Origin of the sequence: Pseudomonas sp. UBA7500, assembly GCF_002478435.1 — a bacterium.
Lineage (GTDB): Bacteria > Pseudomonadota > Gammaproteobacteria > Pseudomonadales > Pseudomonadaceae > Aquipseudomonas > Aquipseudomonas palmensis.
This window is the reverse complement of the sequence record NZ_DLNW01000001.1, coordinates 37,794-52,176: the sequence shown is the minus strand read 5'-3', so window position 1 is coordinate 52,176 and position 14,383 is coordinate 37,794. Positions and strand designations below refer to the sequence as shown.

General features: G+C 64.5%; 9 protein-coding genes. 7 read left to right on the top strand and 2 right to left on the bottom strand.

Annotated features, from left to right (window positions below):
• Positions 1-28: 28 nt before the first annotated feature.
• Entirely contained in the window at positions 29-2,404 is a 2,376-nt protein-coding gene (gene ppsA / locus B4I46_RS00195; RefSeq protein ID WP_043864614.1) for a phosphoenolpyruvate synthase, read from the bottom strand.
• 177 nt (positions 2,405-2,581) lie between these two features.
• On the opposite strand from ppsA, the gene ppsR reads away from it, so the two are divergent.
• Positions 2,582-3,400 carry a posphoenolpyruvate synthetase regulatory kinase/phosphorylase PpsR gene (gene ppsR / locus B4I46_RS00190; RefSeq protein WP_043864615.1) on the top strand — a complete coding sequence of 273 codons (819 nt, stop codon included), beginning with the start codon at positions 2,582-2,584 and terminating at the stop codon, positions 3,398-3,400.
• A gap of 90 nt (positions 3,401-3,490) precedes the next feature.
• Here ppsR and B4I46_RS00185 read toward each other — a convergent pair whose 3' ends face one another.
• Complete coding sequence (locus tag B4I46_RS00185) at positions 3,491-8,356, bottom strand: NAD-glutamate dehydrogenase (protein WP_116055061.1); 4,866 nt, start codon at positions 8,354-8,356, stop codon at positions 3,491-3,493.
• Between the two features lie 248 nt (positions 8,357-8,604).
• Between B4I46_RS00185 and B4I46_RS00180 the strand changes: the two genes are divergently transcribed.
• The 6 genes from B4I46_RS00180 to B4I46_RS00155 all read left to right on the top strand — a co-directional run bounded on the left by B4I46_RS00180 (position 8,605) and on the right by B4I46_RS00155 (position 14,380).
• A complete protein-coding gene (locus B4I46_RS00180) occupies positions 8,605-8,958 on the top strand; it encodes a hypothetical protein (RefSeq protein WP_043864617.1) in 354 nt (117 codons plus the stop codon).
• Positions 8,959-8,976: 18 nt separating this feature from the next.
• On the top strand, positions 8,977-9,744 hold the full coding sequence (locus tag B4I46_RS00175) for an amidohydrolase family protein (RefSeq protein ID WP_253086283.1): 768 nt from the start codon (positions 8,977-8,979) through the stop codon (positions 9,742-9,744).
• A gap of 56 nt (positions 9,745-9,800) precedes the next feature.
• Complete coding sequence (locus tag B4I46_RS00170; protein ID WP_043864619.1) at positions 9,801-10,511, top strand: FadR/GntR family transcriptional regulator; 711 nt, start codon at positions 9,801-9,803, stop codon at positions 10,509-10,511.
• 97 nt (positions 10,512-10,608) lie between these two features.
• On the top strand, positions 10,609-11,802 hold the full coding sequence (gene lhgO, locus B4I46_RS00165; RefSeq protein WP_286897930.1) for an L-2-hydroxyglutarate oxidase: 1,194 nt from the start codon (positions 10,609-10,611) through the stop codon (positions 11,800-11,802).
• A gap of 69 nt (positions 11,803-11,871) precedes the next feature.
• Positions 11,872-13,200: an MFS transporter gene (locus B4I46_RS00160; RefSeq protein ID WP_043864621.1), complete on the top strand. Its 1,329-nt coding sequence runs from the start codon at positions 11,872-11,874 to the stop codon at positions 13,198-13,200.
• A 220-nt stretch (positions 13,201-13,420) separates the two neighbouring features.
• The gene (locus tag B4I46_RS00155) at positions 13,421-14,380 is read left to right on the top strand and encodes an AAA family ATPase (protein ID WP_043864622.1); all 960 of its coding nucleotides are present in this window, start codon (positions 13,421-13,423) and stop codon (positions 14,378-14,380) included.
• Positions 14,381-14,383 lie beyond the last annotated feature (3 nt).

Genomic DNA, 14,383 nt, shown 5'->3' with positions numbered 1-14,383 from the left:
TGGCTGGCGGCCGCTCCTCTTCAGCGCATCAGGCCTGGGCCTGGCCCTCGGCCAGGAAGAACCAGGTTTCGAGCACCGAGTCAGGGTTCAGCGAGACGCTTTCGATGCCCTGCTCCATCAGCCACTTGGCCAGGTCAGGGTGATCGGACGGGCCCTGGCCGCAGATACCGATGTACTTGCCGGCCTTGTTGCAGGCCTGGATGGCGTTGGCCAGCAGCTTCTTGACCGCAGGGTTACGCTCGTCGAACAGGTGCGCAATGATGCCGGAGTCGCGGTCCAGGCCCAGGGTCAGCTGGGTCAGGTCGTTGGACCCGATGGAGAACCCGTCGAAGTACTCGAGGAACTCATCGGCCAGGATCGCGTTGGAGGGCAGCTCGCACATCATGATCACACGCAGGCCGTTGACGCCACGGCCCAGGCCGTTCTCGGCCAGCAGGTCGACCACCTGGCTGGCTTCGCCCAGGGTCCGTACGAACGGCACCATGATCTCGACGTTGGTCAGGCCCATTTCGTCGCGCACGCGCTTGAGTGCACGGCACTCGAGCTCGAAGCAGTCACGGAACGATTCGCTGATGTAGCGCGAGGCGCCACGGAAGCCCAGCATCGGGTTTTCTTCTTCCGGCTCGTACAGCTTGCCGCCGATCAGGTTGGCGTACTCGTTGGACTTGAAGTCCGACAGGCGCACGATGACCTTCTTCGGCCAGAACGCTGCGGCCAGGGTGCTGATGCCCTCGACCAGCTTCTCGACGTAGAAACCGACCGGATCGCCGTAGCCGGCAATGCGCTTGTCGACGCTTTCCTTGAGCTCGGCCGGCAGGCCGGCATAGTTGAGCAGTGCCTTGGGGTGCACGCCGATCATGCGATTGATGATGAATTCCAGGCGCGCCAGGCCGACACCGGCGTTGGGCAGCTGGGCAAAATCGAATGCGCGATCCGGGTTGCCGACGTTCATCATGATCTTGAACGGCAGGTCGGGCATGGCATCCACCGAGTTCTGGCGAATGTCGAAGCCCAGCTCGCCTTCGAAGATGAAGCCGGTATCGCCTTCGGCGCACGACACGGTCACGCCCTGGCCATCCTTGAGCAGCTGGGTGGCGTTGCCGCACCCGACCACCGCCGGAATGCCCAGTTCACGGGCAATGATCGCGGCGTGGCAGGTACGCCCGCCACGGTTGGTGACAATGGCGCTGGCGCGCTTCATCACCGGTTCCCAGTCCGGGTCGGTCATGTCGGACACCAGCACGTCGCCGGGCTGGACCTTGTCCATCTCCGACACGTCCTTGATGATCCGCACCTTGCCGGCACCGATGCGCTGGCCGATGGCACGGCCTTCCACCAGCACGGTGCCGGTTTCCTTGAGCAGGTAGCGCTCCATGACGTTGGCCTGGGCGCGGCTCTTCACGGTTTCAGGGCGCGCCTGCACGATGTACAGCTTGCCGTCGTCACCGTCCTTGGCCCACTCGATGTCCATCGGGCACTTGTAGTGCTGCTCGATGATCATGGCCTGCTTGGCCAGCTCGCTGACCTCTTCGTCGCTCAGGCAGAAACGGGTGCGGTCGGCCTTGTCGACATCGACGGTCTTGACCGAACGACCGGCCTTGGCCTCGTCGCCGTAGATCATCTTGATGGCCTTGCTGCCCAGGTTGCGGCGCAGGATGGCCGGGCGCCCGGCTTGCAGGGTGCCCTTGTGCACGTAGAATTCGTCGGGGTTGACTGCGCCCTGCACGACGGTTTCGCCCAGGCCGTAGGCGCCGGTGATGAACACCACGTCACGGAAACCCGACTCGGTGTCCAGGGTGAACATCACGCCGGCGGTGCCGGTTTCTGAACGCACCATGCGCTGCACGCCGGCCGACAGGGCCACCAGCTTGTGGTCGAAGCCCTGGTGCACGCGGTAGGAAATGGCGCGGTCGTTGAACAGCGAGGCGAACACTTCCTTGGCCGCGCGGATCACGTTGTCCACGCCGCGGATGTTCAGGAAGGTTTCCTGCTGCCCGGCAAACGAGGCGTCCGGCAGGTCTTCGGCAGTGGCCGAGGAACGCACGGCGACAGCCATGTTCGGGTTGCCCTGGGACATTTCGGCGAAGGCGGTACGGATTTCGGTGTTCAGCCGCTCGGGGAATTCGGCTTCCATGATCCACTGGCGGATCTGTGCGCCGGTGCGGGCCAGGGCATTGACGTCATCCACATCCAGCGCGTCGAGGGCGGCATGGATCTGGGCGTTCAGGCCGCTCTGCTCGAGAAAGTCACGGTACGCCTGAGCCGTAGTGGCAAAGCCGCCGGGGACCGATACACCGGCGCCCGCGAGATTACTGATCATCTCTCCGAGGGATGCGTTCTTGCCCCCCACATGCTCTACATCATGGACGCCGAGCTTATCGAGGGAAACTACGTACTCTACCAAGGTGATCTCTCCACTAACTGTGTTGGAAAAGCTCATGACGCCGGTCAGTTCGCTGTGACCGTACCGGGCGTTTGTGGCCTGGACCTGGAAAATAAGTGAGAATGCCGACCAGGGATGTTCGGCAAACCGAACGTATCATATCCAAGAATCGTCACCAGCTTAAGGCCCAAGGCGCAAATGAAACGATCTGCTTTCTTTATTTCCGACGGCACCGGCATCACTGCCGAAACGCTGGGACAAAGCTTGTTGGCACAATTCGAGAGCATCGGGTTCAACAAGTTCACGCGACCGTACATCGACACCGTGGACAAAGCGCGCACCATGGTACAGCAAATCAATACCGCCGCAGAACGCGACGGCGTGCGCCCGATCATCTTCGACACCATCGTCAACCAGGATATCCGCGAGATCCTGGCTACCTCCAACGGCTTCATGATCGACATCTTCTCGACCTTCCTGGCGCCGCTGGAACAGGAGCTGACCGCCCATTCGTCGTATTCGGTGGGCAAATCGCACTCGATCGGCGGCAACTCCAACTACATGGAGCGCATCGAGGCGGTGAACTTCGCCCTGGACAACGACGACGGTGCGCGCACCCACTACTACGACAAGGCCGACCTGATCCTGGTGGGCGTATCGCGCTGCGGCAAGACCCCCACCTGCCTGTACATGGCCATGCAGTTCGGCATTCGCGCAGCCAACTACCCGCTGACCGAAGACGACATGGAGCGCCTGCAGCTGCCACCGGCCTTGAAGAACCACCAGCACAAGCTGTTCGGCCTGACCATCGACCCCGACCGCCTCACTGCCATTCGCCACGAGCGCAAGCCCAACAGCCGCTACGCCAGCTTTGCCCAGTGCGAGTTCGAGGTGCGCGAGGTGGAGAACCTGTTCCGGCGCGAGAACATTCCCAACATCAACTCCACGCATTTTTCGGTGGAAGAGATATCCGCCAAGATCCTGGTGGAGAAAGGCGTGGAGCGGCGCTTCAAGTAAGCCGCCCGGCCGGCCTTGCCGGCGCAACGGCCCACCCCGCCAAAAGAAAGCCCCGGCACAGGCCGGGGCTTCTTTTTATCTGCTACACAATCACGACGGCACCGCTGCCGACTGCCCGCTCAGCGCCAGGTCAACCAGCTCGCGGTTGGCCACCGCGTACATGGCGTAATCGGTGCCGGTGGCCGCACGCAGCTCATCGAGCATCGCGCGCCAGCGCTCCACCATCACCGCATGCTGCGCCAGCCACAAGGCTACCCGCGCATCCATGTCGGCAGGCGCATCGACCATCTGCAACACGGAGATGGTGATGGCGCGCTGCTGCAGGTCGATGTCATCGCGAAACGCTTCACGTGCCAGTGCCTGCCAGTTGTTCTCCACCGGCAGATTGCTGATTTCCTGCAGGTACCAGGTCAGGTCCAGCGCGCTGCCCACGGCGAAGAACGCCTTGGCCACCTCGGCCGGGTCCTGGCCGGTTACATCGGAAGCCTCGATGATCGGCAACAGGGTGTACAGGTGCGTAGTGCCAGCCACCATGCGCGCCAGCAGCTCCGGCACGCCGGCTTCGACGAAGCCCTGGTAGCGGGTCATCCAGCGCTCGCGGGTCGGCCCCTCCAGCAGTTCGTCCAGCTTGAGCCCCAGCGCCGCGATCTTGGGCCCGAAGTGGGCCACGTCACGCCCGGCATCCTGCTCGTTGCGACGGCTGCGCAGGAACCAGCGGGTGGCCCGGCGGCCCAGGCGCATCAGCTCGTCCATCAGCGTCAGCTGCACTTCGGCGGGCACCAGGTAGTCCAGTGCCTCGATCTGGCGGAACCAGTGCGGCAGGTGGAAGATGTCGCGCACGATCACGTAGGCACCGGCAACGTTCGCCGGGCTCATGCCCGTGGACTCCTTGAGCCGCTGCACGAAGGTGATGCCCATGTTGTTGACCAGGTCGTTGGCGATCTGGGTGCTGACGATCTCGCGCTTGAGGCGATGGCGACGCATGGCCTCGGCGAACTTGTTCACCAGCGACGGCGGGAAGGCCGTCTCCATGTCGCGGGTCAGGTAGTCGTCATCCGGCACCAGCGACTGCAGCAGGGCTTCCTTGAGGTCGATCTTGCTGTACGAGATCAGCACCGACAGCTCGGCCCGGGTCAGGCCCTGGTTGGCCGCAATGCGCTCGGCCAGTTGCTCTTCGGTAGGCAGGAACTCGATGGCCCGGTCCAGCTTGCCGCGACTTTCCAGGTCGGCCATCAGGCGCTTGTACTCGGAAATCCGCTCACGCGCCCGGCGCGCCGCCAGCGACAGTGCCTGGGTCTGCTTGTAGTTGTTGCCCAGCACCAGCGCAGACACTTCGTCGGTCATGCTGCCCAGCAACTGGTTGCGCTGCTTCTCGGTCATGTCACCGGCCTGCACCACCTCGTTGAGCAGGATCTTGATGTTGACCTCGTGGTCGGAGCAGTCCACGCCACCGGCGTTGTCGATGAAGTCGGTGTTGGTCGCGCCGCCGTTGAGGCCGAACTCGACCCGACCCAGCTGGGTCATGCCCAGGTTGCCGCCCTCGCCCACCACCTTGCAGCGCAGCTCGTTGCCGTCCACGCGCAACGCGTCGTTGGCCTTGTCGCCCACATCGGCGTGGCTCTCTTCGCTGGACTTGACGTAGGTGCCGATACCGCCGTTCCACAGCAGGTCGACCGGCGCCTTGAGCAGCGCATTGAGCAGCTCGGTCGGGGTCAGCTTGTCGGCCTCGATGGCAAAGCGTTCCTTCATCTGCGGGCTGATGGCGATGCTCTTGGCACTGCGCGAGAAGATCCCGCCACCTTCGGACATGATGCTGGTGTCGTAGTCGCTCCAGGCCGACCGCGGCAGGTCGAACAGGCGCTTGCGCTCGGCAAAGCTGCTGGCAGGCTCCGGGTTCGGGTCGATGAAGATATGCAGGTGGTTGAAGGCGGCCACCAGTTGCAGCTTGTCTGACATCAGCAGGCCGTTGCCGAACACGTCGCCGGCCATGTCGCCCACACCGACCACGGTGATCGGGTCCTGCTGCACGTTGATGCCACGCTCGCGGAAATGGCGCTGCACGCCAACCCACGCACCACGGGCGGTAATCCCCATCTTCTTGTGGTCGTAGCCGGCCGAACCGCCCGAGGCAAAGGCGTCGCCCAGCCAGAAGCCGTAGTCGATGGCGATGCCGTTGGCGATGTCCGAGAAGGTCGCGGTGCCCTTGTCGGCCGCCACCACCAGGTACGGGTCGTCATCGTCGTGACGCACCACGTTGACCGGCGGCACCAGCACGCCGTCCTTGAGGTTGTCGGTAATGTCCAGCAGGCCGGAAATGAAGATGCGGTAGCAGGCGATGCCTTCGGCCTGGATATCGTCGCGGCTGCCGCCCAGCGGCAGGCGGCGCGGCAGGAAGCCACCCTTGGCGCCCACCGGCACGATCACCGAGTTCTTCACCTGCTGCGCCTTCACCAGGCCCAGCACTTCGGTACGGAAGTCCTCTTCGCGGTCCGACCAGCGCAGCCCGCCGCGTGCCACGTTGCCAAAGCGCAGGTGCACGCCCTCGACCCGCGGCGAATACACGAAGATCTCGAACTTGGGCACCGGCTTGGGCAGCTCGGGAATCAGCCTTGGGTTGAACTTGAAGCTGAAGTACGACTTGGCCTGGCCATTGGCGTCGGTCTGGTAGAAGTTGGTGCGCAGGGTGGCCTTGATCAGGTCCAGGTAGCGACGCAGGATGCGGTCTTCGTTGAGCACCTGCACGTCGTCCAGCGCGGTCAGGATCGCCTGTTCCAGGCGTTGCTGCTTGTCGTCCAGGTCATCCCCGGCCAGCTTGCGCGCCAGGTAGAAGCGGGTCTTGAACAGCCGGGTCAGCTCGCGGGCGATGTCGGTATGGTTGTTCAGGGTGCTGGCGATGTAGCCCAGGTCGAAGCCCAGGCGAATCTGCTTGAGGTAGCGGGCATAGGCGCGCAGCAGCGCCACGTCGCGCCACGGCAGGCCGGCAGTCAGCACCAGACGGTTGAACGCATCGTTTTCGGCGTCGCCGTTGACGATGTGCACGAAGGCGTCCTGCAGGGTGTCGTTGAGCTGCTGGATATCCAGGTTCAGGCCTTCGCTGTAGGTGAAGGCAAAGTCATGAATCCAGAACTCGCGGCCATTGCTGTGGCGAAGACGGTACGGGAACTCGCCCAGTACGCGCAGGCCCAGGTTTTCCAGGATCGGCAGCACGTCCGACAGCGCCAGCGGGGTGTCGGCGTGGTACAGCTTGCAGTGCAGCTGCTGTTTGCCGGCCTGGGTCAGCGGCTGGTAGAAGCTCATCACCAGCGGCTTGCTGTCGGACAGGGTCAGCAGGTGCTGCATGTCCACCACCGCCGAATGCGCGGCAAAGCGCTCGCGGTAGCCGGCCGGGAAGCCTTTGGGGAAGTCGGCCAGCACATTGGTGCCCTGGGCCTCGCCGAAGCTCTCGACGGTCAGGCTGGCATAGTCGTCCTGCCACGAACGGCAGGCCTGCACCACTTCGTTTTCCAGCTGCTGGGGGTCGATGTCGATGCGGTTTTTCGGGTCGACCCGCAGAATCAGTTGCACGCGGGCCAGCACCGACTCGGAGAAGAAGGTCCAGAACTCGCAGTCGCTGGCCTTCAGGCGCTCCATCAGCACCTGCTGGATCTTCTGGCGCACCTCGGTGGAATAGATGTCGCGCGGCACATAGGCCAGGCAGTAGCAGAAGCGCCCGTAGGGGTCCTTGCGCAGGAACACGCGAATCTTGTTGCGCTCCTGGATCTGCACGATCGACATCACGGTGCTGAACAGCTCGTCCACCGGGGTCTGGAACAGGTCGTCGCGCGGCAGCACCTCAAGTACCTGGGCCAGCTCCTTGCCCAGGTGGGCCTTGGCGTCGAAGCCCGAACGGCGCTCCACTTCGGCGACCTTGCCGCGAATGTACGGGATCACCCGCACACTTTCGCCATACACCGACGAGGTGTACAGGCCCATGAAGCGGCATTCCTTGATCACCTTGCCGTCGGCGTCCAGCTGGCGGATCGACACGTAGTCCGGGTAGGCCGGGCGGTGCACGCGGCTGGGGTGCGCGGCCTTGGCGAACGACAGCAGCAGCGGCTCGTTGAGGTAATTGACGGCGTAGTCTTCGATGCGCAGGTCGTCGGCGCTGAGGCCGCTGCGCAGGCGGCGGGTCAGGCCGAGGAAGGACTGCTCGTCATACTCCAGCTGGCCGCCCTGGGCGTCGGCCTTGACCACGAACTCTTCGTAGCCCAGGAAGGTGAAATGGTTGCTCACCAGCCATTGCAGGAAGCTCTTGACCTCGTCCTTCTCGGCAGCGGCCGGGGCGTAGGCCGTGTGGTCGATCAGCTCGAGCAGCTCGCGCACCTTGGCCTTCATCGGCTCGAAATCGGCCACCACCACGCGCACTTCGGCCAGCACCTGCTCCAACTCGCGGGCCAGCAGGTTGAGCTCGGCGGCATTGGCGCAGCGGTCGATCTCCAGGTACATCAGCGATTCCTGCAGGATGCCCTCACCCTGGGTGCCCTTGGGCAGAATCTCCAGCAGCTCGCCCTTGGCCCCGCGACGCACGCTGAGCACGGTGGTCTGCAGGGTATGGATGCTGTAGCCGCGGCGGTTGAGCTCGGTACGCACCGAGTCGACCAGAAACGGCAGGTCATGGTGCAGCACTTCCACGGCCGTGTGGGTGGACTGCCAGCCGTGGCGTTCGTAATCGGGGTTGTAGACCCGAACCTGGGGTTCGGTGTGGTCGAAGCGTTCGATGATGCGCCAGGCCGAGAGGGTGCAGCCGGCCAGGTCGGAGAGGCGACGCTGGGTCAATTCGTCAAGAGAGATGATGCCAAAGAACTGCTCGGCAAACAGCGCCACTTGTGGCAGTGCCTGTTCCCCGATGTGCTGCGCCAGGGCCGCCTGCAGTTGATGCTGGAAGTCGGCTTTGCTGGCTGCGGTGAAAAACGCCATCTGTGGTACTCCGCTTGGGCTTGTTATTGAGTGAAGCGTCGCGCACATGCCGTCATGCTCGGATCAACCATAGCCAACCACACGCTGGGTGTCGTCGGGTTGTCCATCGACAGGGCAGCTTAACGACTGGCCGGTCACCCCTGCTTGCGATGCTGCGACATATTCGGTCAATCAGCGGCAGGCGGCGATTTATCCATTGACCGAAGACTGGCACACTCGCGTTTCACTTCTTGACCACCGAGCCGTCCATGCAACTGACCACCCCCCTGCTCTTCGCCACCCCCTGCGATGATGAAGAAGACAACATGGCCACCCTGTGCTGCCACAGCGACAAGGGCCAGATGTTCCTCATGACCCGCTACCCGGACGAAGACACGGTGGACATCACCCTGGATGACGAACCGAGCACACTGGACGGCATCAAGGTCACCCTCAGTGCCAGGCGCCTGCTGATCGAAGTGGCGCCGGGAGACGCCGACGTGTTCAACGGCGCCGATCATCTGGAAATCACCCTCAGCAGCGACGGCACCGACCTCGCCGAAGTCGAGCAGACCCTGCAGAACATCCTCAAGGGCACCGGCACCTACGTCAGCGAGCTGTAACCCCGTCAAGGAGCCCCCATGCCCCAGCCGATCTTCGACGCCCACTGCCACATCATCGACCCGCGCTTCGCGCTGGTGCCCAACAACGGCTACCTGCCCGAGGCCTTCACCACCGAAGACTACCTGGCGGCCGTCACGCCGCTGGGCATCTGCGGCGGCGCGGTGGTGTCGGGCTCGTTCCAGGCCTTCGACCAGGGCTACCTGCTGGCCGCCTTGAAACAGCTGGGCCCAGGCTACGTGGGGGTGACCCAGGTGCCGGCCGGCATCAGCGATGCCGAGCTGCTCGCGCTGGATGCCGCCGGCGTGCGTGCGCTGCGCTTCAACCTCAAACGCGGCGGCTCGGCGCAGGCCGATCAGCTCGAAGCCATGGCCCTGCGCGTGTTCGAGCTGGCCGGCTGGCACGTCGAGCTGTACGTCGATTCGCGCGAGCTGGGCGAGCTGACCCCGCTGCTGCGCCGCTTGCCGGCGGTGAGCATCGACCACCTGGGCCTTCGCCGCGAAGGCCTGCCGGCGCTGCTGCAACTGGCCGAGGCAGGTGTGCGCATCAAGGCCTGCGGCTTTGGCCGGGTCGATTTCGACGTGGCCAAAGCCCTGCGCGACATCGATGCCGCCAACCCCCACGCCCTGATGTTCGGCAGCGACCTGCCCTCCACCCGCGCACCGCGCCCGTTCGACCCGGCCGATATCCAGCTGATCCGCCACACGTTGGGCAGCGCCAGTGTCGAGCGCGTGCTGTGGGGTAACGCACGGGCGTTCTATCGCCTGCAACCCCAGGCACATTCTTGACAACATGCGGCTGCACGGGCATTGTCTGACAACCTGACCTACTGGCTTTATCCTTCATGCTCGAGCTTCAACGCCCCGACACCCTGGTGGAACGCGTCGTCAGCGCCATCCGCACCGAGATCGACTCGGGGCGCCTGGCTGCCGAAGCACGCCTGCCCACCGAGCAGCAACTGGCCGAACAGCTGAATGTCAGCCGCTCGGTGGTGCGCGAGGCGATCTCCCAGCTCAAGGCCGATGGCGTACTGATCGCCCGGCGCGGGCTGGGCTCGTACATTTCGCAGAATCCGACCGGCACGGTGTTCCGCTTCCCCAGCAACAACGGGCGCAGTGCCGACCTGGTGCAGATGTTCGAAGTGCGCCTGTGGATCGAAACCCAGGCCGCTTCGATTGCCGCCCAGCGCCGCGACCAGGCAGACCTGGCGCGCATGGCCAAGGCCCTGCAGGAAATGATCGACAAGCGCAGCCAGTTCGACGTGGCCGCGGCTGCCGACGTGGAGTTTCACCGCGCAATTGCCGAAGCCAGCAAGAACGACTACTTCGTCGCCTTCCATGACTTTCTGCGCGGCCAGCTGGCTGCCGCGCGCAAGACCGCGTGGGAGAACTCGGCGGCGCATTCGGTAGGCGGCTCGGCCGACGCCAATCGCGAACACCAGGCGCTGTACCAGGCGATTGCCGACGGTGACCGCCAGCGCGCCGCGGCCTGCGCCGAAGCGCACCTGCGGGCCTCGGCCAAGCGCCTGAAGCTGGACCTGCCAGCCATGGAATGAACAACACGTGACGGGCGCTGCGGATCAGCGCCCTTTTCTTCGCACTACTTAGTCTGACAACCTGATAACCTGATAAGAATACCAAGGTGACCCCTGCATGATTTACGACTACTGCATCATCGGCGGCGGCATCGTCGGCCTCGCCACCGCCATGGCGCTGCTCAAGCGCCAGCCTGGCGCCTCGCTGGTCATCCTGGAGAAGGAAACCACACTGGCCCGGCACCAGACCGGCCATAACAGCGGGGTCATCCACGCCGGCATCTACTACGCACCCGGCAGCCTCAAGGCCGACCTGTGCAAGCGCGGCGCCCAGGCCACCAAGGACTTCTGCGACACCCACGCCATCAAGTACGAGGTGTGCGGCAAGCTGCTGGTGGCGTCCAACCAGCTCGAGGTGCAACGCATGCAGGCGCTGTACGAGCGCTCGCAACAGAACGGGCTGAAGGTCGAGCGCCTGGATGCCGCCGAACTGCGCCGTCGTGAGCCGAACATCGTCGGCCTGGGCGGGCTGTTCCTCGATGCCACCGGCATCGTCGACTACAAGCAGGTGTGCCAGGCCATGGCCAAGGTCATCCAGGCCGCCGGCGGCGAGATCTGCCTGGACACCCGCGTGGCGGCGATCGCCGAAAGCGGCGACAGCGTCACCATCAGCAGCGAAGACCGCGTATGGCGCGCCAGGCAGCTGGTCGCCTGCGCCGGCCTGCAGTCGGACCGCCTGGCGGCGCTGGCCGGGGTCAGGATCGACCACCAGATCATCCCGTTTCGCGGCGAATACTTCCGCCTGCCAGCCACCAAGAACCAGATCGTCAATCACCTGATCTACCCGATCCCCGACCCGGAGCTGCCGTTTCTGGGCGTGCACCTCACCCGCATGATCGACGGCAGCGTCACTGTCGGGCCGAATGCGGTGCTGGGCCTGGGCCGCGAGAACTACGGCAAGTTCTCGATCAACTGGCGCGACGTGGCGCAGTACGCCAGCTTCCCCGGCTTCTGGAAAACCCTGTGGAACAACCTCGGCTCGGGCACCACCGAGATGAAGAACTCCCTGTTCAAGCGCGGCTACCTGGAACAGTGCCGCAAATACTGCCCTTCGCTCGAGGTCGACGACCTGCTGCCCTACGAGGCGGGCATCCGCGCCCAGGCAGTGATGCGTGACGGCACTCTGGTGCACGACTTCCTGTTCGCCGAGACCCCGCGCATGGTCCACGTGTGCAACGCACCGTCGCCGGCAGCCACCTCGGCCATCCCGATCGGCGAAATGATCGCCGACCGCCTGCTCACACCACGCTGATCCGCATTGCTGCACGGGCGCCCGCCGCCCGCTTGAAAATAACTACAAAGACCAACAAGGAATCTCTCGATGTCGGTACATGAAGCGGTCACCACCGCAACCGAAACCCCGGAACAGAACAGGAAGCGCCTGCGCAAGGTCGCGGCGGCCACCATCTTCGGCTCGATGCTGGAGTGGTACGACTTCTACCTGTACGCCACCATGGCGGCCATCGTGTTCTCGAAGATCTTCTTCGACGCCAGCAACCCTCAGGTTGCCTCGCTGCTGGCCTTCTCCACCTTTGCCATCGGCTTTATCGCCCGCCCGTTCGGCGGCGTGCTGTTCGGCTACCTGGGCGACCGCTTCGGGCGCAAGCAGGTACTGGTGGTGACCTTCTGCATGATGGGCCTGTGCACCACCCTGATCGGCCTGATCCCCAGCTACGCCAGCATTGGCATCTGGGCGCCGATCATCCTGGTGCTGGTGCGCATCATCCAGGGCCTGGGCGCGGGCGCCGAGCTGTCCGCCGCGGCCGTGACCAGCTACGAACATGCCAGCGAAGGCAAGCGCGGCAGTCAGGGTGCCTGGCCTGCGCTGGGGCTCAACCTGGGCCTGCTGCTGTCGTCGCTGACCGTGTACCTGCTGACCATGAACGGCAACGACTTCCTGCTCTCGGGCGGCTGGCGCATCCCGTTCATCTGCAGCATCGTGCTGGTGGGCGTGGGCTTCTGGGTACGCCGCAGCATTCCGGAAACCCCGCAGTTCGCCGAACTCGAGCAGGCGCCGAAAAAAGCCAAGGTGTCGCCGCTCAAGGCGCTGTTCAAGAACGACCTCAAGGGCCTGGCCGTGGTGTTCTTCGTGGCCATCGGCTACAACGCCCTGAGCTACATCTTCAAGACCTTCTCGCTGGCCTACCTGACCCAGTTCAAGGGTGTGGAGGCCCACGTGACCTCGCTGTCGGTGACCATTGCCAGCCTGGTGGCGATCGTGGCGGTGCCATGCTTCGGCTGGTTGTGCGACAAATGGAGCAGCAAGGCCGTGCTGATCATGGGCGGTCTGTTCTCGGTACTGTTCGCGTACCCGTTCATGGCCCTGCTCAACACCGCCGAGCCGCTGATGATCTACATCGCCATCGCCATTGGTACCGGCCTGCTGGCGCCGATGATGTTCGCCCCGCAGGGTTCGTTCCTCAGCCGCCAGTTCCCCACGGCCACGCGCTCTTCGGGCTTTGGCACCGGGCGCGAGATCGGCACCGCGGTGGCCGGTGGCCTGGCGCCACTGGGCGGCCTGGCACTGGTGGCCAGCTCGCCGACCCATTCGACCGACGGCGTGGTGGCGATCCTGGCGATTGCCGCAGTGTTCGTGGTGGTGTTCGCCCTGTGTGACCAGGGGCGCAAGCACTCCAGCTTCAAGAACTGACTCGCCTGGCTAATCATCGCGGGTCAAGCCCGCTCCCACAAGAACAGCGCCGACCTTGTGGGAGCGGGCTTGACCCGCAATGGCGGCACCGATGATTTGTGATCTGCGCTCAAATTTACCCACCCACCATTAGTCGCCACACCCCCGGATGGATTAAAGTATCAGCCCCTGCCCGGGCGTTGTTGCCCTCCCCCCGGGCGCACGCCCAGGAACCGTCCCGATGGAACATCGTGAAGCGCTCATCGCGCTGCGCACCTTTCTCTCCACCCAGATTCTTGGCCAGGAAAAACTGGTCGAGCGCCTGCTCATCGTGCTGCTCGCCGATGGTCATATGCTGGTGGAGGGTGCGCCGGGCCTGGCCAAGACCAAGGCCATCAAGGAACTCGCCGAAGGCGTCGAGGCGCAGTTCCACCGCATCCAGTTCACCCCCGACCTGCTGCCCGCCGACATCACCGGCACCGAAATCTATCGCCCTGAAACCGGCAGCTTCGTGTTCCAGCAGGGTCCGATCTTCCACAACCTGGTGCTGGCCGACGAAATCAACCGCGCCCCGGCCAAGGTCCAGTCGGCCCTGCTCGAGGCCATGGCCGAGCGCCAGGTCAGCGTGGGGCGCAGCACCTACGAGCTGTCGCCCCTGTTCCTGGTGATGGCCACGCAGAACCCCATCGAGCAGGAAGGCACCTACCCGCTGCCCGAAGCCCAGCTCGACCGTTTCCTGATGCACGTGAAAATCGGCTTTCCCGATGCCGCCGTGGAGCGGCGCATCCTGCAGCAGGCCCGCGGCGAGGCGCTCAACGGCGAAACCAAGCCCGAACGCCGGGTCAGCCAGCAGGCGATCTTCGCCGCACGCAAGGAGATCCTCGGCCTGTACATGGCCGACGCAGTGGAGGAGTACCTGGTGCAACTGGTGATGGCCACCCGCACCGGTGCCAAGTACGACGCCGAACTCGGCGACTGGATCGCCTACGGCGCCAGCCCGCGCGGCTCCATTGCCCTGGACCGCTGCGCACGCGCCCACGCCTGGCTGGCCGGACGCGACTTCGTCAGCCCCGAAGACATCCAGGCGGTGCTGTTCGATGTGCTGCGCCACCGCATCATTCTTTCGTTCGAGGCCGAAGCGGCCGGTATCGACCAGGACCGGGTGATCCAGCGCATCCTCGACGTCGTCGCCGTGGCCTGAAGC